13 protein-coding genes are annotated in these 19,531 nt (G+C 58.3%); all 13 read left to right on the forward strand.

Going from position 1 to position 19,531, the window contains the following annotated elements; genetic code table 11:
* Nucleotides 1-1,104: acyltransferase (locus WCO56_17300; protein ID MEI7731335.1), on the forward strand; the 1,104-nt coding region annotated here is incomplete at its 5' end.
* Nucleotides 1,105-1,662: 558 nt separating this feature from the next.
* Nucleotides 1,663-3,450, forward strand: coding sequence for a DUF3352 domain-containing protein (locus WCO56_17305; GenBank protein ID MEI7731336.1), 1,788 nt, complete (start codon nt 1,663-1,665; stop codon nt 3,448-3,450).
* Between the two features lie 27 nt (nt 3,451-3,477).
* Nucleotides 3,478-4,821, forward strand: coding sequence for a DUF1800 family protein (locus WCO56_17310; protein ID MEI7731337.1), 1,344 nt, complete (start codon nt 3,478-3,480; stop codon nt 4,819-4,821).
* Between the two features lie 49 nt (nt 4,822-4,870).
* Nucleotides 4,871-6,127 carry a DUF1501 domain-containing protein gene (locus tag WCO56_17315; GenBank protein MEI7731338.1) on the forward strand — a complete coding sequence of 419 codons (1,257 nt, stop codon included), beginning with the start codon at nt 4,871-4,873 and terminating at the stop codon, nt 6,125-6,127.
* 161 nt (nt 6,128-6,288) lie between these two features.
* The gene (locus WCO56_17320) at nt 6,289-6,912 is read left to right on the forward strand and encodes an HNH endonuclease (protein MEI7731339.1); all 624 of its coding nucleotides are present in this window, start codon (nt 6,289-6,291) and stop codon (nt 6,910-6,912) included.
* 27 nt (nt 6,913-6,939) lie between these two features.
* Nucleotides 6,940-7,974, forward strand: coding sequence for a low specificity L-threonine aldolase (locus WCO56_17325; protein MEI7731340.1), 1,035 nt, complete (start codon nt 6,940-6,942; stop codon nt 7,972-7,974).
* A gap of 89 nt (nt 7,975-8,063) precedes the next feature.
* Nucleotides 8,064-10,286: a hypothetical protein gene (locus WCO56_17330; protein MEI7731341.1), complete on the forward strand. Its 2,223-nt coding sequence runs from the start codon at nt 8,064-8,066 to the stop codon at nt 10,284-10,286.
* 24 nt (nt 10,287-10,310) lie between these two features.
* The gene (locus tag WCO56_17335) at nt 10,311-10,853 is read left to right on the forward strand and encodes a DJ-1 family glyoxalase III (protein MEI7731342.1); all 543 of its coding nucleotides are present in this window, start codon (nt 10,311-10,313) and stop codon (nt 10,851-10,853) included.
* Between the two features lie 9 nt (nt 10,854-10,862).
* Nucleotides 10,863-11,114, forward strand: coding sequence for a hypothetical protein (locus tag WCO56_17340; GenBank protein MEI7731343.1), 252 nt, complete (start codon nt 10,863-10,865; stop codon nt 11,112-11,114).
* Nucleotides 11,107-11,847, forward strand: a complete 741-nt coding sequence (locus WCO56_17345) for an ABC transporter ATP-binding protein (GenBank protein MEI7731344.1) — start codon at nt 11,107-11,109, stop codon at nt 11,845-11,847. The genes WCO56_17340 and WCO56_17345 overlap by 8 nt, the downstream gene beginning before the upstream one ends.
* Nucleotides 11,848-14,991, forward strand: coding sequence for a methyltransferase domain-containing protein (locus tag WCO56_17350; GenBank protein MEI7731345.1), 3,144 nt, complete (start codon nt 11,848-11,850; stop codon nt 14,989-14,991).
* A gap of 591 nt (nt 14,992-15,582) precedes the next feature.
* Nucleotides 15,583-18,270 carry a DUF499 domain-containing protein gene (locus tag WCO56_17355; GenBank protein MEI7731346.1) on the forward strand — a complete coding sequence of 896 codons (2,688 nt, stop codon included), beginning with the start codon at nt 15,583-15,585 and terminating at the stop codon, nt 18,268-18,270.
* Nucleotides 18,267-19,262: a hypothetical protein gene (locus WCO56_17360; protein ID MEI7731347.1), complete on the forward strand. Its 996-nt coding sequence runs from the start codon at nt 18,267-18,269 to the stop codon at nt 19,260-19,262. Before WCO56_17355 ends, WCO56_17360 begins: the two co-directional genes overlap by 4 nt.
* Nucleotides 19,263-19,531: the final 269 nt, after the last annotated feature.

Genomic DNA, 19,531 nt, shown 5'->3' on the forward strand with positions numbered 1-19,531 from the left:
ACTGGACAAGGTTTTTCCAGTTCATATGTAGCGGTATTTATGCGCAGGTGTATAGGCACGACGATTGCTGATCGGTTGGTACTCTTGACAATTCACCTGCGCGTAGGAGTGCCATTTTTTTTTGTTATTTCAGGCTATTGTATTGCTACAGTTGCCGATAAACATCGACAGCGGGCACACAGGATCAGAGACTACTTTTTCCGTCGTATGCGTCGCATTTATCCTCCTTTCTGGATCTGTTTAGGGTTATGCGCGAGTGCAATTGTCATGGTTGAGTGGATAATGCCTGGCATTCTAACCGAGAAACCCTGTCTTATGATGCACCCAGCCAATCTGCATTGGCAGCAATGGTTTGGAAACCTAACCCTAACGGAAACATGGCGTGCTGAGGTTTGGGGCCCACCTGCCAACATGGGAATCTTGGAAACTATGTGGACACTTTGTTACGAGGAACAATTTTATCTGGTAGTTGGTTTATTAGTTGCTTTTTTTCCTCGCTACTTTTTTCATGGGGTGTGTATAGTAACAACCTTCGTTTATTTAATTAACTGGCAGCTCCACCCGCATATATTTGGACTTGATCGGTTAACAACACAGATTTCGGCATTGCAGTTACCTTCGAAAGGTTTTTTTTGGGATGGTCACTGGCTTGATTTTTCAATAGGTGTTGGCGTATATTACTGGACTAATCATGCAAGTAGATTAGGCAAGATAGTTTTGCCAATTGTGTTTCTAGTAGCGCTTGCTCCGGTGATGTTTCCTATCCAGCAATTGCTTTACTCTTTATCGTACGTTCAGAAGAATCGACTGGCTGCTGTTTCCTTTGGGCTCATACTCATTTGTCTTTATCGTTTCGATGCCAGCATAGCACGTTCAATTCTGGTTCGCCCCATCACACGGTGTGGTGTAATGTGCTATAGTATATATCTTGTTCATTTGCCAATCACTTGCTTATTAAGCAGTAAACTATTCCATGCAGGAGTAACCGGCTCAGTGGAGACACTGATAATTACCATCCCAATATGCATGATTATTTCCGTCGCTGTTGCTTGGGTATTTTTTATTTCGGTAGAACGGCGTTTTATTAATTCAGTAAAAAACTGATAGAAATTTGTTTTTTGGCACATTGGATGCCTTCACTTGGCGCGTTGCGGTAAAACCGGCCGCAACCTGTCCTTTAAAAACGGCGCGAACGAGGCCGGCATAATTTTACCGTGTTGCCCAGTCCAGGAGTCCCTATCAGGGTGAACGCTCGGCGGCGGCAACGCGGCCAGCGAGTCACGCGTTTGAATGAACCTAATGAACCTGGACTGGTACGAACGATTTTCTGGCCTTGCGCAAGCGAGGTGGGGGCGGCTCGGGTTGGCGGGGCAGGGAGCGGCGCTAGATCCAGATGAATGACCGACAAGACGGTTGACGGCCCCGGGAGTTACGGGCGGTTGATCGTTGGAACCAGGACCGAGAAACGAACGGCGCAACCATGGATATGAATGGGCCAGTGCAAGCGCAGAGTGAGTCAAAAAAGAAAACTTTTGATTGCGGAAGAATTTTGCTTGTTGACAATAAACCTTTAATGAATGAGCCCTTGGTCTCAATTTTATGAGTTCTTTTCTGAAACCAAGCCGGTTGCTGGCGGGTCTATAGTCCCGGAAAGAATACGATATGATGTCCAAACAAAGAATATTACTCACCTTGGTTGCGCTGGCTTCGCTGGCGCACCGGAGCCAGGCCGAAGCGCAACCGTCCGCCGCCGAGTGGCTTCCCGCAGAAACCGTGGTGGCCATTGAAATCGCTGAACCACAGGCGCTGCTGGATCCCTTGCTCAGTCCGGCGATGATCGGTACCGTCACCAATCTTCCCGCTTACCAGAAGTGGACGCTTTCCCCGCAGTACGAAGGGTTGGGCAAGCTGGTCGGCTATCTGGAAACGCAGCTCGGTACGGATTGGAAAACCGGTTTGGGGAAACTACTCGGTGGCGGCGTGACGCTGGGGATCGGTCCGGGGGGAGAAACTGTGACGTGTGTGGACGCCAAGGATGAAAAGTTGCTGGAACAACTGAACGGCATTGTGCGCGCGTTTACTCGCATGAGCGCCATGAAGCAAAATCAGCAAGGCGCGGAGGGCGAGCGCGACTATCGCGGGGTCATGGTGATGAGTTCAGGTCCCAAGGAAGCGCATGCGGTGATTGGCGGGCGGCTGTTGTTTGTCAACCAGGCTTCGCTCATGCCCAAGGTGCTGGACCTGCGCGCGGAGAACGGGGATAAAAGCCTCTCGCAAAGCCCCCTGTACCAAACGGCGCGCAAAGCGGTTGGTAAAGGCGCGGTCGGCACCGTGTTTGTCAACTTGCAGGTATTGAAGAAGACGCCCAAGTTCCAGGAAGCTTTGGCCAAGAGTCCGGAGCCTTTGGCGGCATTGATCCTGGCTGAATTGCGCGAAAGCGTCCGCGACGCGAACTGGCTGGCGCTTGGGCTATACGTCAAAGATGACACGTTGTCTTTGCGAGCGGTTACGGACAGTTTCTCGCCCACCGCCAAGAGTTTTGCCATCGGCAAGGGGCGCGAGGATGGCGTATTGCCCCCACTGAATGTTCCCACTGCCATGGCCAGCCTGAGTCTTTATCGCGATCTTCACGCCTTTTACGCCGCCAAGGATGAGCTATTCCCGGAACGGACCTCCGGCCTGGTATTCTTTGAAAACATGATGGGCATCTTTTTTAGCGGGATGCATTTGACCGAAGGCGTGCTGGCGGAAGCCAAACCGGACATCCGCCTCGTGGTGGCGCCGCAAAACTATGGTAGCGCGCAGGGTACCCCGGAAATTGAGGTGCCGGCGTTTGCGGTGGTCATGCGCTTGCGGCATCCCCAGGAGTTCGGTGAGGTCGTCGAGGAGGCATGGCAAAAAGCCATTGGCATGGCCAGTTTCACGCGCGGCCAGAAGGCGTTGCCGGGCTTCATCATTGACCGGGTGCCTTGCGGCGATACGCGGATTTCTGTGGCGAGTTTCCGACCGCCAAAGGAAAAGGCTAAAGGCCCGGTGGATATCCGTTATAACTTCCGGCCTTCCCTGGCGCGGCCCGGTGAATACCTGATCCTCAGCTCGACGGATGATCTGGCCCGGCAATTGGTTGCGGTGGTGACCCAGGAATCCGCTCATCCCGGCAAGCCGATGGCGGCCACCCATAGCCTGCTCGAACTGAAGGGCGCGCAAATTGCTGACATTTTGGACGCCAACCGGGAGCAATTGGTGCTTAAGAACATGGTGGACAAGGGAAAGACGCGGGAGCAGGCGGATAACGAAATGGAACTGTTCATCACCGCGTTGCATTGTGTGCATCGCGCCAAGCTGAACATCGGCACTGAGGGCGGACATCCTTTGGCCAGCCTGGAACTGCAACTGAAACAGCCGGAAGGTGCCGGTGGTCAGAAAGCCGCGTCGGCTGGCAGTAAATAATCGGATAAAACCAGTCGCAAGGTTACGGTGAATATTCGCGAAAAACTGAATGATCCTGCTTGGGCTTGGGCACCTTATCAGCCGGAGGCGGAACGTCCGTGGAATGTGCGCTGGGCCGGGCATTTGTATCGGCGCGCCGGTTTTGGGGGGACGTGGTTCCAACTCCAGCAGGCCGTGGTGCAGGGGCCGAAGCGGACGATTGACCGGTTATTGAAGCCGACTGGCGCAGATTTAGCCGTGTTCAACCGGACCTTCGACGCGTTCCGCATTGGCGACCAGGAATCCAGTGATACCAGCGAGGCTCGTGCGTGGTGGTTGCGGCGCATCTTGGAGACGCCCCACCCGTTGGCGGAACAAATGACCCTGTTTTGGCATAATTTCTTTGGCGTCGGCAATGATCGCGTGGGCAAAGCGGTGCTCGTCAACCGCTTCGTCCAAACCCTCCGCCACCACGCGCTGGGCAACTTGGAGGACCTGTTTAACGCGGTGACCAGTGAGCCGGCCTTTTTCCTTTCCCTCGAAGCCAAGGCCATCCGTAAGGCTGCGCCCGCCAATTACTTTGCCCGAATGCTGTTGGAACAGTACACCGTGGGGGAAGGTCACTTTGTCGAGCGCGATGTGAGGGAAGTCGCGCGGGCCTTCACGGGTTGGTTCGTACTCCAGAACGAGCTGCAATGGGTCGCCGCCGAACACGACACGGGGACCAAGACAATCTTAAAACAATCGGGGGCGTTCGATGGCAAAGGGGCGGTGAAGGTGCTGTTAAATCAAACTGCGACGACTGAATGTCTGGCTGGGCGGCTCTTTCGTTGGTTCATCTCCGAAACGCAAGCGCCCAGTCCCGAGTTACTTAAGCCATTGGCAGCCAGTTTGGCGAGCGATTTCAATCTAGCTCGGACGATCGAGCTGATCCTGCGGTCAAACCTGTTCTTTTCACCGGTCGCCTATCGTCAGAAGATCAAGACGCCGGTGGAGTTCGCGTTAGGTATCGTGCGGCCCATGGGGGCGACAATCGCCACCAAGTCGCTGGGGGGCTCACTCGCCGACTTGGGACAGGATTTGTTCGATCCGCCCACCAATAAAGGCTGGGCCGGCCATCGTTTTTGGCTGAACCGGCATACGCTCGCCGGGCGCTTTCGCTTGGCGCAAAGCATCCTGGCAGGGCAGTTCGGTGGCCAGTTGGATTTACCCGGCTTGGCTGGCAAACAAGGTGCCAGGTTCTTTGGTGATCTGTGGTTACAAGGTGATTGGGACGCCGAGGCGCCTGGTGTACTGGCTGGGGCAGGGGGCGCGTTGGAGCATGGCGTTGCCGAGCTATTCCGCCAGGACGCTCTGCGAATTCTCACTCTGCCTGAGTTTCAACTCAGTTAACCCAAGATTTCCCGATGCAACCACCTTTTAATTCAACCCGCTTGCTGCCATGAACCGACGTGATTTTCTCAAGCACTCTGCGAATGCCGGCACGCTGTTGGCGTTCAGTTCCTTGGTGCCCTCCTTTCTGACCCGATCCGCCGTGGCGGCGGGCAGCGTGCGCAACGGAAAACCAACGGCGTTGGTCGTTGTCCAACTCTCCGGCGGCAACGATGGTTTAAACACCGTCATTCCCTTCGAGGATGATCAGTATCATCGCCAGCGCCCAACCTTGCGCGTGACGCCCAACCAGGTGCTAAAGATCGAACCGCGCCTGGGTCTTCATCCCGAGATGATCGCGATGCAACGGCTGTATCGAGATGGTTTGGTGAGCATCGCCCAAGGCGTGGGCTGCCCTAACTCCAATCGTAACCACGAAATTGCCATGCGGGATTGGCACACTGCCAAACCGCGCGACGCCGTGTCGCAGACGGGCTGGCTTGGGCGCGCCGTGGATCAGTCCTATCAACCGCTGACGGCGGACCTACCGGGCGTATTTGTCGGCCAAATTCGTCCCCCCTTGGGAATACAAGCAGAGCAAGCCGTCGTGCCATCCATTCGCGGCGGCACTTCTTGGGAAAAAAACACCGAACTGGCCTGGCTGAAAAAAACTACGAGTGAAGACGCCGACCTGGCCAACGCGACGGCGGCAGCTTCCTCGGCGGATCTCCTCGAATTTGTGCGGCAAGCCTCCGCTGTGTCCGTGCGTGCCACCCGCCGCCTCGAACACGCGGCCCATTCCAGCGGGTTGGCCGGGCCGGGCACCTATCCGCAATATCGTCTCGCGCAAACCTTGCGGACGGTCGCCCAGCTCGTGCGCGCCGAATTGGGAATCCGCATTTATTATGTCGAACTCGGCGGCGGTAACATCGGCGGTTTCGACACGCACGCCGGGCAGGCGGCCAATCACGGCGCGTTGTTGCGGGAACTGGCTGAATCCGTGGCTGCATTCATGCATGATTTGAAGCAAGACCAACTGGCTGACCGCGTACTCCTGATGACCTTCTCCGAATTTGGCCGGACGCTCTCTGAGAACGGACGCCGCGGCACCGGACACGGCTCGGCGGCGCCGATGTTACTCGTCTCGGGCGGCGTGCAAGGCGGGATCATCGGCGCGCACCCCAGCCTGACCAACCTCGAGGAAGACGCCCCGAAATTTCACACCGACTTCCGGCGCGTCTATGCCACTGTGCTGGACCGTTGGCTTGGCTTGGACAGTCAACCGATCCTTGGCGGCAGCTTTGCCCCGATTGATCTGGTTGTGTGAACCGGATAGCTTTTCTCAAGCAGGGTTATAACCTGCCTACCCGCAGCACTGGTGCGCGATTAAATGCCTTCGCCGGGCATGCGTAACCAAAAGCAGAATCGGGGAAACCATTGACAGGAAAAATTGCGATGTGCTAATTTACGCTCATATTTGTTTGGGCTATGGGCGGATCATTTCTTAATCAGCATGTGCTCGTGCTCAACCGGTTGTGGCAGGCAGTCAATGTCTGCACCGTCCGGCGGGCACTCTCGTTGGTTTTTGAAGGCCATGCGCAGGTCGTCCTCGCCGCTGAGGACGGTGATTTTCAGACTTACAATTTCCATGCTTGGCGGGATTTGTCCCAACAACGGCCCCACCCGGAGTCCGTCAGCACGGTTTCGTTTAAAATCCGAATCCCGCGCGTGATCCTGCTGCTGATGTTTGATAGCCTGCCCAAGAAGGAAGTCAAATTCACCCGGCACAACATCTTCGAGCGCGACAAAAACACCTGTCAGTATTGCGGGAACGTTTTTGAACGCAAGGATTTGAACCTGGACCACGTAATCCCGCGCGACCGGGGCGGCCCAACGACATGGGAAAACATCGTCTGTTCCTGCGTGAGCTGCAACACGCGCAAAGCCAACCACACGCCGGTCGAAGCCGGTTTGCGGCTTATCCGCAAACCGAAGAAGCCGCGCTGGCGTCCGTTTGTGCAGATCAGTTTCTCGCTCTGTCAGCATGATAGCTGGAAGCATTTTATTGATTTGGCTTACTGGAATGTCGAGTTGGGTGAGGATGTGCAGTAACCGCGCGCCGGGAACGCTACACCTTGTATGACCACCCCCAAACGACATTTCGCGAGCGATAATTATTCCGGCATCTGCCCCGAAGCCTGGGCCGCCTTGGCTGAGGCCAACCAGGGCCACGCCCGCTCCTATGGCGATGACCGCTGGACCGATGAGGCTGCCAACCTGTTGCGTGAACTGTTCGAGACCGATTGCGAGGTCTTCTTTGTTTTTAACGGCACCGCCGCTAATTCCCTGTCCCTCGCTTCGCTCTGCCAGAGCTACCACTCCATTCTGTGCCATGAGACCGCGCATGTGGAAACGGATGAGTGCGGTGCTCCGGAATTCTTCTCCAACGGCACCAAGCTGCTGCTCATTCCCGGGCCGAACGGCAAAATTGATCCGGATGGCATTGAACAGATGGTGAAACGCCGTTCGGATATCCATTTTCCCAAACCTCGGGCGGTCAGCCTCACCCAGGCTACCGAGTTGGGCACGGTCTATTCCGTGGATGAGGTGAAAGCCATCTGGGAACGTGCCCGTAAGCTGGGCCTGCGCATCCACATGGATGGCGCGCGCTTCGCCAACGCCGTCGCTGCGCTGGGTGTCGCACCCAAAGCCATCACCTGGCAGGCGGGTGTAGACGTGCTCTGCTTTGGCGGCACGAAAAACGGCGCCCAGGTGGGCGAGGCGGTGGTGTTCTTCGATCACGCCCTGGCGGTAGAGTTTGATTACCGCTGCAAACAGGCGGGCCAACTGGCTTCCAAAATGCGCTTTGTCTCAGCGCCATGGGTGGGAATGTTAAAAAACGGTACCTGGCTGAAGTACGCCAGCCACGCCAACGCCATGGCTGCCCTGCTCGAAAAAGAACTCACCGGCTTGCCGGGCGTGCGCCTGCTGTTTCCACGCCAGGCCAACGCCGTGTTTGCGGAATTGCCACCCAAGGCGATTGAAGGGCTGCGAGAACGCGGTTGGCTGTTCTACACCTTCATCGGCCAGGGCGGCTGCCGTTTCATGTGCTCGTGGGATATCACCCCCGAGGATGTCATGGCCCTGGCGGCGGATGTGAAGGCGTTGTTGTAAGTTGGATTTCGAGTTGCTGTCAGTTCGGATTTGATTACTATTACAGGCATTGGCAGCAGGTGGCACACAACGTGAAACAGGAAACACTTATGGCAAACGTAAATCATGTTTGGAAATTCTTCCGGGCTGGCGGTTTCGACCAAGTAAAACTGGAATCCGGAGCCGATCTGGCCAATCTCGACAAGCTGGATCAGAAACTTTGGGTGGCCCTGAGTTGCCCAACCCGAGGCTTGGAGTTCGATTCCAAGACGCTGGACCTGATTGATACCGACAAGGACGGACGCATCCGCGCCCCGGAAATCATCGCCGTCACCAAGTGGGTCTGTGCCAGTCTCAAAAACCCGGATACGCTGATAAAATCTTCCTCCACGCTGCCGTTGGACGCCCTTAACGACACCACCCCCGAGGGCAAACAACTGCTCAATTCCGCACGTCATATCCTGGAGAATCTGGGCAAAAGCTCCGCCAACGAAATCTCCATCGAGGACATGGCGGACACCGCCCGGATTTTCGCGCAGACCAATTTCAATGGCGATGGCATTGTCGCGGCGGATGCCGCCGAGGATGCCTCAACCAAGGCCGTGATTGCCGACATCATCGCCTGCCTTGGCGCGGAAATGGATCGCAGCGGAAAACCCGGTGTCAACCAGGCCAAGGTGGATCAATTCTTCACCGAAGCCCAAGCCCACTCCGATTGGTGGAAGAAAGCTGAAACGGATGTCGCCATCCTGCCCGCCGGTGAGGGAACCGCTATCGCCTTCGCAGTCGTCAAAGCGGTCAAAGCCAAGGTGGATGACTATTTTGCGCGTTGCCGGTTGGTGGCGTTTGATTCCCGCTCTGCGGCTGCGCTGAATCGCGAAGAAAAGGAATATCTCGCGATGACCGCCAAAGATTTGACCATCGCCTCGACAGAAATAGCCGCTCTGCCGCTGGCCCGCATCGAAGCAGGCAAGCCGTTATCGCTCCTGGACGGGGTGAATCCGGCTTGGGCCGCTGCACTGGCGCAACTGCAACTGGATACCGTAAAACCTCTCCTTGGTGATCAAACGACTCTTTCAGAATCCGAGTGGGCGACATTAAACTCCAAACTCGCCGCCTATCAAGGCTGGCTGGCGGCCAAGGCGGGTGGTCCCGTTGAAAAACTGGGGCTGGCTCGCATTCGTGAAATCCTATCTGGCAATGCCAAAGAGACCATCACGGCGCTGATTGCCAAAGATAAGGCAGTGGAGGGAGAGGCTAACAGCATTGCGGCGGTAGATAAACTCGTCCGTCTCAATCGCGATCTATATAAGCTGCTCGTAAACTACGTCAACTTCAGCGACTTCTACGGGCGCAAAGACAAAGCCATCTTCCAGGCCGGTACCTTGTACCTGGACCAACGTAGCTGCGATCTCTGCCTGACCGTGGAGGACGCCGGTAAACATGCTGCCATGGCCGGACTGGCCGGAGCCTATCTTGCCTACTGCGATTGTGTCCGCAAAAGCACGGGGGATAAACTTCAGATTGTCGCTGCGTTCACAGATGGCGATTCAGACAACCTCATGGTGGGACGTAACGGCATTTTCTATGACCGCAAAGGCCGCGACTGGGATGCCACCATCAGCAAGGTGGTAGATAATCCCATCAGCATTCGCCAGGCATTTTGGTCACCCTACAAAAAACTGGTACGCATGATAGAGGAGCAGGTGGCCAAGCGTGCCGCCGCCGCCGATGCCGCCGCTACCGCCAAACTGGAGAGCGCGGCCACTACCGCCGTGCACGTGGATAAAGCCAAGCCGGCTGAACCGAAGAAGCTGGATGTCGGCACCGTAGCCGCCATTGGCGTGGCGTTTGGCGCCATCGGTACCTTTGCCGCGACGGTGCTGGGATATGCCTCGGGCATCATGCAGACGGGGCCCACTGCAATTTTGGCCGCACTGATGGGCCTTATTCTGGTCATTTCCGGGCCGTCAGTGTTGATCGCCTGGCTGAAACTGCGCAAGCGTAACTTGGGCCCCATCCTGGACGCCAACGGCTGGGCGTTGAACGCCAAGGCCAGGATCAATGTGCCATTCGGCGGGTCCCTGACCGAAGTGGCCAAGCTGCCACCCGGTGCTCAGTGCGATCCGGTGGATTTATTTGCCGACAAAAAGAGCCCATGGCCAAAGGTGGTGGCATTGGTGGTGCTGCTCTGGCTGCTCTATACCGTCTTGAATAACCTGGGTTTCATCAATGAGTGGACCGATGGACGCATGGGTACGCCACGTATCCAACCGGTGTCAAAACCGGCGGTTGTTCTCAGCACGAATGCTGTCCCTATCGCCCCTAAATAAATAGCTGCCATATAAAAAGCTGCCATGAATAAACGCGTACTCTGTTTGTTAGTCGCCGGGTTTGAGGAAATTGAAGCCCTGGCTCCGGTGGATTTGCTGCGACGGGCAGGAGCTGAAGTCATTCTGGCTTCGGTCACCGGTGAAAAACTGGTGGCCGGGCGTTGTAACGTCACCGTGCAGGCGGACGCCACGCTGGCGGAAGTGGAACGACAGGATTTTGACCTCCTGTTGATCCCCGGCGGGCCGGGGGTGAAGGTGTTGCGAGCGGATGGGCGTCCAGCCAGGCTGGCACGCTCTTTTGTGCAGACCGGGAAGGTGGTGGCCACCATTTGTGCCGCTCCCACCGTGCTGGCCGATGCCGGACTTTTGGCTGGCAAACGCTTTACCGCCCATTTTTCCGTACATTCGGAATTACCTCAGGCATTGGCGGCGGAAAAAGTCGTTGAGGACGGTCTGATTATCACCTCACGGGGCGCGGGAACCGCCGTGGACTTTGGCCTGGCCTTGGTGCGCAAATTGTATGGGGATACGGCGCGCGCTGACATCGCTAAAGCCATCATGCTCTAAGCCGCATTAATGCCTCCTCCCGCCAAAACCGGTCTGGCTCGGGCCCGTTCCAAGCTCGGGCAATGCTCCCGCAGTCAGGCTTGGGATGTTATTGAAGCGAACAATCATCACATCCGTCGGCTGCTGAGTGCACTGGGCGTGGAAGCACTTCGCCTGTTGCGCATTACGGTAGGTGCCTTGCCCTTGAGGAATCTGGCCAAGGGGCAATGGCGCACGTTGACGCCCGCTGAAGTGCGGCAGTTGGGTGGGATGCATGATTGAACTGATTCACCTGGTTAAGAAATTCGGGGACCTCGTCGCGGTGAACGATATTTCGCTCACGGTGCCGCGCGGGGAATTCTTTGCGGTGCTGGGACCCAACGCCGCCGGCAAAACCACCACGATCAAGCTGTTGACCGGCCTGATGAAGCCCACTGCGGGCACTGCTCGCATTTGCGGGTTCGACATCCAGCAGCAACCGATCGAGGCCCGCCGCCGCCTGGCCTACGTGCCGGATTTCCCCTTTCTCTACGATAAGCTCACGCCTTGGGAATTCCTACGGTTCATCGGGCAACTGTACGGGTTGGAGGAGGCGCGGATTGAATCGGAAGGCCGGGCATTGGTGGAGCGATTCAATCTGGAGGAGTACCGGCACAAACCGATTGAAGGCTTGTCGCATGGCACGCGCCAACGCCTGGCCATCGCCTCCGCCCTCCTGCATGACCCCGAGGTGTTCATCATTGATGAGCCCATGGTGGGGCTTGACCCGCATCATGCACGCTTGGTCAAGGACACGCTGAAGGAACGCTCGTTGAAAGGCATGACTGTATTCCTCTCCACCCACCAGTTGAGCGTCGCAGAGGAGATGGCGGATCGCATTGGCATCATTCACCAAGGGCGGTTCATCGCTGTCGGCACGCACGATGAATTGCGCCGCCAAAGCGGCACTTCTGGCGCGCTGGAGCAGGCGTTTCTGGCGCTGACAGAGGTAAATGCCGAGCCCACCTGTCCCTGAATGAGCGCGTTGTTTTCACGTCTGCATCTGTACTTGGCGCGTCACCGTATTCTCGCCTTGCTGCTGGTCGCCGGGTTCGTTGCGCTGGCGGTGGGGTTGGGGCGGCAGGTGGTGTTGGATGATGATTTCACCCGCATGTTACCGCTCTCGGATCCCGCCATTGCCCGGCAGGTTGCCGCGCTCAAGCATGTGCGCCAGGCGGATCGGTTGTACTTCGACATCCAAACCGCCACGACTGATCCGGAACGGCTTGCCCTCGCGGCGGATCAATGGCAGGCCGTCTTGCGACAGATTCCCGAGCTGAAAGACATTCGTGACCAGCTCACCGGCGCGGAGCTGGGCGCGGTGTATGATCAGTTGCGCGCCGAATTGCCCACGTTGCTATCGGCCGATGAACTGCGCCAGCTCGAAGCACGCTTATCCGCCGAGGCCATTGCCAAGCGGCTTGCCTGGCTCAAGCAGGCCATGAGCCAACCCCAGGGGATGATGCTCAAGACGGTCACTTTGAATGATCCGGTCGGCTTGAGCGATCCGGTGGCGCAACGTCTGCGGCTGATGCAACTCGGGGCCGGCGATGCCGGCTTGGTGGCCGGGCGGATCACCAGTTCGGATGGCCGCCATGTGTTGATTAGCGCCGCCCCGGTGTTTCGTCCCGTGGAATTAAAAAAGAGTGAGCCGTTGCTGGCCAGGTTGCTGGCGTCGGCGCGGGAGGTTGAGGCCCGGCATCCACCCGGCGCGATCCGCATCGCCATCACGGGCGCGCACCGAGTGACCTTGGACAACGCCAACTTGATCCGTCGCGATTCGACGGTAACCAGCATCATTGCCGGGGTAGGGGTGGTGTTGCTGATGGTGGTGGCGTTTCGCCGGCGATGGCTCGCGCTGCTGGGCATGTTGCCGCCGCTCTTTGGTTCGCTCGGGGCGCTGCTCGCGTTTTACCTGGTTGGGGATCCGGTGTGCGCCGCCGCGCTTGGTTTCGGCGGGATGTTGATCGGGATGACTGTGGATTACGGCATTTATGTGTTGTACCTCTCGGACGACACCCCCCCGGCCAACCGGGAGGAGTTCGGGCGGATGCTCGCTCGCCTGGCGCCGTCCGTGATCATGGGGGCGCTGACCACCATGTTGGCGTTTGCCGTCATGTTTGCCTCGCCGGTTTCCGGGCATCAACAGCTTGGGCTGTTCGGCCTGGCGGGGGTGGCGGCGGCCGCCTTGTTTGCGCTGACGATTCTGCCGTTGCTGATTCCCATCCAGTCGGTGCGCGGTCCCGGCACGTTGCCGTTGTCCTCGGCCATCCAGTTCCTGCTGGATCTGCGCAGCCGTCACAGCGGGCTGGTGTGGCTGCTGGTGGTGGGGCTGTCGGTGGCGGCGGCAATGGGCGGCTGGCGGCTCCGTTTTGAAGGCGATTTCGCGCGGCTCAATGGCGTGTCGCCCGCCACTCAAAAGGATGAGGAAACCGTGCGCCGCGTTTGGGAGAAATCCCTTGCTTTGACCATCGTGGTGGTGCGCGGTAGCGATCCGGAAAGCGTTCTTCAAAAAAACGAACAAGTCAGTGCGCTGCTGGCGCGGTTGAGCGGGCACGGCGAACTGGCGTATTCCTCGCTCGCACCGGTTGTTCCCTCCGAGCGCACCCGCCGTGCCAATGGCCAGGCATGGAGTGCCTTTTGGACCGATCCGCGCCGTGCGGAGCTAAGCAATTCCCTGGCTGCCGCCACCTCCCAGCTCGGCTTCCGGGCGAACGTCTTCCAACCTTTCCTGGATTCCGTGGCCACCGGACCATCCGCGCTGCTGGCGAGGAAAGCCTCGATGGCCCAGCGCATCCCGCCGCTGTTCGACGATTACTGGCTGGAGCGGGACGGCCAGTTCGCCGTCAGCACGCTCGTCAAAGTTAAGGACCGCGCCCAATTCCTTCAGTTGCAGGCGGCGGTGTTGCAGGAATTGCCGGATGCCCTGCTGCTGAACAAGGCGGCCATGGGCGATGAGATCGCACGCGTTGCCAAACAGGCGCTGCCCATTTTCACCGTCATCGTGCTGGTGTTGAACGGGGCGCTGCTCTTCCTCCTACTCGGGCGGTTGGAACTGGTGTGCATCACCTTGCTGCCGATTGTCACCGGCGTCGGCTGGACCCTCGGCGCCTTCGGTTGGCTGGGGATGCCGGTGGATATGTCGAACTTCATCTTCGTCACCTTCGTGGTGGGTGTCAGTGGCGATTACAGCCTGTTTTTGGTGCTGGCGGAGCTGGAAACCCTGCGCGGGCATAAAGACCACACGGCGGCCACGGGCGGCGCGGTGATGGTGTGCGCCCTGACCACCCTCGTGGGCATTGGGGTGCTGGTGCTGGCGCGGCATCCCGCCCTGAACTCCGTGGGCTGGGCAGGCCTGTTGGGCATCGGGCTCAGCCTGCTGGCCACCTTGCTGCTGGTGCCGGCCTGCATGGCCTGGCTGCGACGCCGCGAAGCCGCGCACACCGCCACCATCCCATCCCAGACCGTCGCGTCCCCGCCCGCGCTCAGGCGCATGATCAGCCGCCTCTACCGCTACCACGGCCCGTACCCCAGCCAGTTTGTCTATTGGAAACTGCGCACCGATCCGCTGTTCCCGGCAGTCAACCAGGCGACACCCCGCCAGGGGCTGATCCTTGACTTGGGCTGCGGCTACGGCTTGGTCGCCCATTGGCTGACCCTATCCGCGCCGGACCGAACCGTCTTGGGCGTGGATCACGACGCCGGGAAAATCCAGATCGCCCGCTCGACGATGACCAGCCAACCGCGCGTCACCTTCGAATGCCAGGACCTGTTGCGTTGGGAATACCCTCCCTGCGACCACGTCTTGCTTTGCGACGTACTCCATTACCTGCCGCGCGAATTAAAACAGCGCGTCTTGCAGCAAGCCTTCGCCGCCATGCGCCCCGGCGGCAGCCTGATCCTCCGGGACGCCGCTGGCGCAGACGCCTGCTCCCATCGCCTGGTCGTCTGGACCGAGCGCCTCGGCGTCCGCCTGGGCCAGAACCGCACCAACCACGGTCTGCACTTTGAGAGCGCGGCGGAATACCAGCAACTCCTGGCATCCGCCGGCTTCAAGCAAGTGCAACTCCTGAACCACTCCGGCCTCGGCTCCAACGTCCTCCTGACCGCCCGCAAGTGACTCCATACTTTCGGTTCTCGCCTCCCTCAATTTGCAATGTTCGCCCCCTACTGGTTCCCATATGTCCCCTACGTCCCATTATTCCCATTATTCCCATCATCTGAGATTTGAGATCTGAGATTTGAGATCTCCCCCGTCCCCCGTCCCCCATGCTCCGCCGCTTCCTGTAATATTTTCCCCGGATTTTGATTTGCGGCCCACACCTCTTTTCGCTATTATCCGCTCCGTTTAGCATATTAACGAATGATATAAACTTAACTGTAACAACATATTTTGCGTAGCTTAGGCTACGGTCTCACCCGAAAACGACCAATTTTCACGTGAAGAGACCCAGCACAGGCACGCGCCCCTCGGGCGCGGCTTGGTGCATTCTCTTCACAGGCGCTTGGTCGTGCCTCGGGTGGGGGTGCAGCAGGTTTGCGCCCCTTCTATTCCGTGGTTCAGAGTACGCATCAAGCGACCATGGAAACATCTCTCCAAATCGGTGATTCTTCCGCCATCTTAAGGCCGGCTAGCCGTTCCGTTTCCAATTGTCAGGTCGTTCCATTTCCAAGGATTGATCAACGAAACCGCCTCCACTCCTTTTAACCTATGCTTGGCCTGAAATTACGCGATGAGTTCAAGGGTGAACGCCTCAAGGGCACAACGATTGACTTTTCCGCCGACAAGGCGACCAGCGCCCTGCAAAAACCGGCGGCCGAATTCCTCAGCATCACCTATCCCTCGGTGGATCTGCTTCATATTCTTGAGGCCACCCAGCCTGGCAAGTCGCACCCGGTGGTGTTGCTTGGCGGGCGTGGTCAAGGTAAGTCTCATTTGATGGCCGCCATGTGGCACGGCATGAAAGACCCCGCCGAAGCCTCGAAATGGTTGGCAAATTGGGCTGCTAAACTCAATCGGCCGGAATTGAATACCCTCAAGTTTCGGACGGATTTCCACATCATCGCGGAAAGCCTTCACCAGCAACGCTACAAATTTCTGTGGGACTTGCTTTTTGAACGCCATCCCAAGGGCGAATACCTCAAGGGCAAATGGATGGGCACCGACCCGTCCCGCAAGACCGATATTCCGAGCGTTGACCTGCTCCTGGAGATGTTCCAGGCGCAGCCCACCGCCCTCCTGCTGGACGAATTTCAAACCTGGTATGATGGCCTCACCGATACCAAACAGTATCCGTGGCGCAAGTGGGCCTTCAATTTCATCCAGCTCCTGTCCGAGATCGCCAACGACCATCCCGACTTGCTCGTGCTGGTCGTCTCCATCCGCGACAACCAGTCCCAGGCGTATCAGCAACTGCATCGTAACAATCCCGTTCTCGTGGATTTCCAAGGCATGCAGGCCAAGAAAGACCGCCAACGCTTGCTGCTTTACCGCATTTTCGAGAATCGTATGAATGTGGCGGCAGCGGATATCTCCGCCCTGATCCGTCTGCATGTCGAAGAGTCCGTCCGGCTTGCCCAAACCCCGCCCTCGCAGCATGAAGCCCGGCGGGCCGAATTCGCCGAAGCGTGGCCCTATTCCCCGGTGCTCATGCAACTCCTCGAAGACCAGGTGCTGGTGGCCACCGAAGCGCAGGAAACCCGCGACCTCATACGCATCCTCGTTGATTTGTTTAAAAACCGGGGCGACAAGTCGCCGGTCATTACCGCTGCCGATTTTGACATTACCAACGACCAGGGCAGCGTCACGTCATTGTTGAGTTCCGTTTCCAATCAGGTGCACCGGCTTTTGCTGGAAAAAGCCCGTCGCAACCTTGAAGCCGTCCGCACCGCTGTCAAAGACCCCGACAACAATGTGCCGCACGCGGCTGATATCATCAGCGCGCTCTGGTTGCGCTCGTTGGGTGTGGAGAAGATCAACGGCGCGGAACCGGTCGAACTCCAGTGCGACATCACGCGCGCCGTGCCGGTGGATGACAACACGTTTGCTGCTGAAATGGCGTTGATCAAAGAGAACAGCTTCAACATCCACACCGTTGGCAATCGCCTGGTGTTCAAGGAAGAGGAAAACGCCGAAGGTAAATTGCTGGCCCACGCCCGCAACGACAAGTTGTTCGAGAAGGGCGGACCGCATGAGGCGCGGGACGTGGAGCGCCTCGCGTCCGAGCTCCGTTATGTCATCGGTGGCGCCGAGGAGGTCTCGCGCACCTTCCGTGTCGTCGTCCTTCGCAAACTTTGGCAAACCGATCCGTGGTCCGAGCTTCCCGAAACCGAGCGCCCCGACCGCTGGGATGGCCGCCTTCCCCTCATTGTCCTGCCCGAATACCCGGACAACGTCGAAGCAGTGCTGGGCGGCTGGCTCAAGCAGCATCTCCCGCAACGGCGCAACACGCTCCGTTTTCTCCTGCCGAAGAAGACGGCGGGCATCCTTTACCTTGACCGTGATCTGGTCATTTATGCCCGCGCCATCCATTTGGCTGATCATTGGAAGGCCACGGATGGCGCGTACCTCCCCCTGTTCCAGACCTACCAGAACTCGCACCTTCGCCCCCGGCTTCGTGAGTTATTCGATACGTTCGCCGTCCTCGATATCTGGAGCTTCGCTCAACCCGACCAATGCCGTTTCTCCATTGAGAAGCATGGCGCATCTGGCGACAAGATTCCGAAGGCGATCCACGAGAAAATTGAGAAGGAACTGTTCGTTGCCGAGGAATTTGAGGAGGCGGCGCTCGCCCATGCCGGTTCCAGTTCATCAGTCGCAAAATTCATTACTGAGCTCCAGGAGCCCGCCATTAGCGGTAAACACTGCATTCCCTGGCTGGGCGAAGTTGCCGCTAAGGAAAAGGTTTTGCGTCTGTGCGCCGCCGGGAAAATCGCCATCAATGTGCGCGGCCTCAAATTGCTGCAAGCCAATCCCGGTGAGTCCGAGGATGCCGTCTGGATGCGCATCAAAGGGGATATCGGTTCGGGTAAAGATCTGGAGCAAACCATCATGTTGCTGCCGGGCGCGGCAAATCAGAGCGGCGGCGCGCTCCCGCTCACGCCGGGGACACCCACGAATCCCTCCGGCACGCCGCCGGGCGGTCAGCCGGCCAATCCTTTCACCCTGACTGGCCAGACGCAACCCGCTGGCCCCACGTTCAAGCCTTTCGGCACGCCGCCCAAGACGCCGGTTAATTTGCTCGGTGAAGTCGAGAAATGGGGCATCAGCGCGGCCACCAATATCTCCAACGTCAATCTCAACGTCTCGCAGATGACCGGCGCGCAACTGAATGAGTTGCTCAAAAAATTGCCGGACGGCGTGACCTACTCGCTCAACCTCGACAAGGAAAACCAATGACCGGGCGCGATCCCAAACTGGACACCGTGCTGACCGCCGACCCGGCGGAAGCGTGGTCAGCCATCTTCACCAAACTTTGGGACATCTTTTCCGCGCCGCTCACGCCTCAGCATGCCGAGCGCGAATTGATTGATCGCGAGCGCAAAATTGGCGAACTCGAACTCCTCCTCTCCGGCGCGGCTTGGGAACTCTGGCGCGATTACGAACAATTCGTCCCCCGCTCCTCGCAATCGGTCATCAAGTTCTGGAATAATACCCCCGGTGGCAAGGCGGTCCTGATCCTGGATGCCCTGTCGCTTCGCGAGGTGCCCTGGCTGTTGCAAGAGGCCAAACGGCGCGGTTACCAGCTTCATCAGGCCGGTGTGCGCGGCTCGGAATTGCCCAGCGACACCACCCCGTTCGCCAAGGCGCTCGGTTTCAGTGGGCGCTCTGCCCTGGAAAATAACGGTGCGGGTCAGGCCCACTACCTGGCCGGTGCCCGCACCGAATCGCTTGGCGCGGAATGGAGTTCCTGTGTGGACTGGATTAAGTCTGCACCGGACATCGCCTTGTGGCATCACTGGCCGGACGACCGCGTCCACCAGTTGGCGGAGCCGGGCGACGGGTTCCAGCGGCTCTGCCGTGAGGTCGTGCAAACCCTCACCTCCGATGCGTTTTGGCACTTGGTCTCGCGTATGGCTACCGGTCGTCGGCTGGTCATCACCAGTGACCACGGCTATGCCGCGTCGGGTATGTTCGCCGACGTCAGCGACCGCGACCAGTCGTCCTGGCTCAAAACCAATTTCGGCAGTATGCGGTTCGCCCATGGCGCGGGCACCCCGCACCATTGGATGCCGCCCATCTCCCTCTGCCTAGCCACCGCCCACGGCGAAAAGCAATTCGCGCTCGGTCGGCGAAAATGGAAGAGCGCCGGTGGCTACCCCACGCTTGCCCACGGCGGTCTGTCATTGCTCGAAGTCGCCGTGCCGTTCATCGAGCTTTTAAAACCCTGATCATGCCCACCACGCCGATAATCTGTTTCCCACGTAGCAGCCGACGTGAAGTTGTTCGAGACCCAAACAAATCAGGTGTCCGGCTGTCCGCCTGGCCCAGAACGAAGATTGGAGGGCAACTCTCACCCGTCGCCCACGCCTCGCTCGGAAATGATTCGGGCTATCCCAAAGGGATTGTGGCCTTCAGCCCAGCGGTTGGCCTGCCGTGGGGTGAAGGGACGGCGGGACTACCCTGGGTTCATCGTTCACGTTCACACCCCAACTCTGAA

This window comes from Verrucomicrobiota bacterium (genome assembly GCA_037139415.1).
In the GTDB taxonomy this organism is placed as follows: Bacteria; Verrucomicrobiota; Verrucomicrobiia; order Limisphaerales; family Fontisphaeraceae; genus JBAXGN01.

Bases quoted from the DNA above. Each gene is read 5' to 3' on its own strand.
- WCO56_17355 (MEI7731346.1), top strand. From the start codon at position 15,583: ATGCTTGGCCTGAAATTACGCGATGAGTTCAAGGGTGAACGCCTCAAG.
- WCO56_17330 (MEI7731341.1), top strand. From the start codon at position 8,064: ATGGCAAACGTAAATCATGTTTGGAAATTCTTCCGGGCTGGCGGTTTC.
- WCO56_17360 (MEI7731347.1), top strand. From the start codon at position 18,267: ATGACCGGGCGCGATCCCAAACTGGACACCGTGCTGACCGCCGACCCG.
- WCO56_17335 (MEI7731342.1), top strand. From the start codon at position 10,311: ATGAATAAACGCGTACTCTGTTTGTTAGTCGCCGGGTTTGAGGAAATT.
- WCO56_17350 (MEI7731345.1), top strand. From the start codon at position 11,848: ATGAGCGCGTTGTTTTCACGTCTGCATCTGTACTTGGCGCGTCACCGT.
- WCO56_17305 (MEI7731336.1), top strand. From the start codon at position 1,663: ATGATGTCCAAACAAAGAATATTACTCACCTTGGTTGCGCTGGCTTCG.
- WCO56_17315 (MEI7731338.1), top strand. From the start codon at position 4,871: ATGAACCGACGTGATTTTCTCAAGCACTCTGCGAATGCCGGCACGCTG.
- WCO56_17340 (MEI7731343.1), top strand. From the start codon at position 10,863: ATGCCTCCTCCCGCCAAAACCGGTCTGGCTCGGGCCCGTTCCAAGCTC.
- WCO56_17345 (MEI7731344.1), top strand. From the start codon at position 11,107: ATGATTGAACTGATTCACCTGGTTAAGAAATTCGGGGACCTCGTCGCG.
- WCO56_17320 (MEI7731339.1), top strand. From the start codon at position 6,289: ATGGGCGGATCATTTCTTAATCAGCATGTGCTCGTGCTCAACCGGTTG.
- WCO56_17325 (MEI7731340.1), top strand. From the start codon at position 6,940: ATGACCACCCCCAAACGACATTTCGCGAGCGATAATTATTCCGGCATC.